Source organism: Nonomuraea sp. WAC 01424 (genome assembly GCF_003947315.1).
GTDB lineage: Bacteria > Actinomycetota > Actinomycetes > Streptosporangiales > Streptosporangiaceae > Nonomuraea > Nonomuraea spiralis.
This window is the reverse complement of the sequence record NZ_QHHZ01000070.1, coordinates 1-688: the sequence shown is the minus strand read 5'-3', so window position 1 is coordinate 688 and position 688 is coordinate 1. Positions and strand designations below refer to the sequence as shown.

Annotated in this window: 1 protein-coding gene; it reads left to right on the top strand. The window is 55.8% G+C overall.

The features are described from left to right. The coding region (locus tag DMB42_RS54015; protein ID WP_185845358.1) for a hypothetical protein at positions 1 to 687 on the top strand (687 nt) is incomplete at its 5' end. Between the last annotated feature and the right edge of the window lies 1 nt (position 688).

Here is a 688-nt window from a genome sequence, read left to right as displayed (position 1 = left end):
GGGAAGAACTTGGTTAGCCCAGACCTGGTCGTAGCCCGTCCTGAGGAAACTTCACTGCTTATCAAGGGCGGTTGGGACCTGGATCCTCGGCATATCGTCGCAATCGAGGTCAAGAAGGTGAAGCCAGCGAAAGACGGTAAATCTGGGCGCGCGGGTGGCATGGACTACAACTCTACACCTCCCTGTTCTCGCGTGAGAATCTACGCAAAGAACAAGAAACCTCTTGTGGTCCCTTCCTTTTACCTTTTCGCACTTCATGTGCCACACGGCGACCAGTACCTCGTGCGGTCGCTCGCGCTCGTCAGCGGCTCTGCGCTGAACCAGGATGCGCGTCTGTATGAAAGCAGGACCGGCATTCGGAAAAAGAGTATCAACTTGGGGACGTTTGGTGATGGTTTGGATCGAGAGCGGCCGATGCTTGTTTTCGCCAACCCACTCGGGTGGAAGTGGATGTCTGGAACTGCAACGCTCATTCATGAGCGGGACGATCTCGCCGACGAACAGGATCTCTCTCGTGCACGAGAAGTCATTCGCAATGCTTTTGATGGCTCAAAGCACAGCTTCTGGGCATACCGTCGAAACGACGGACGCACCACCTCTGAAACACCCGCTGTTGATGCCTTCCCTACACCTAAGGACAGGTCAGTTGAAACGGCACCTCGTGGGCTCTCCGTCGGCGACCTGTGAC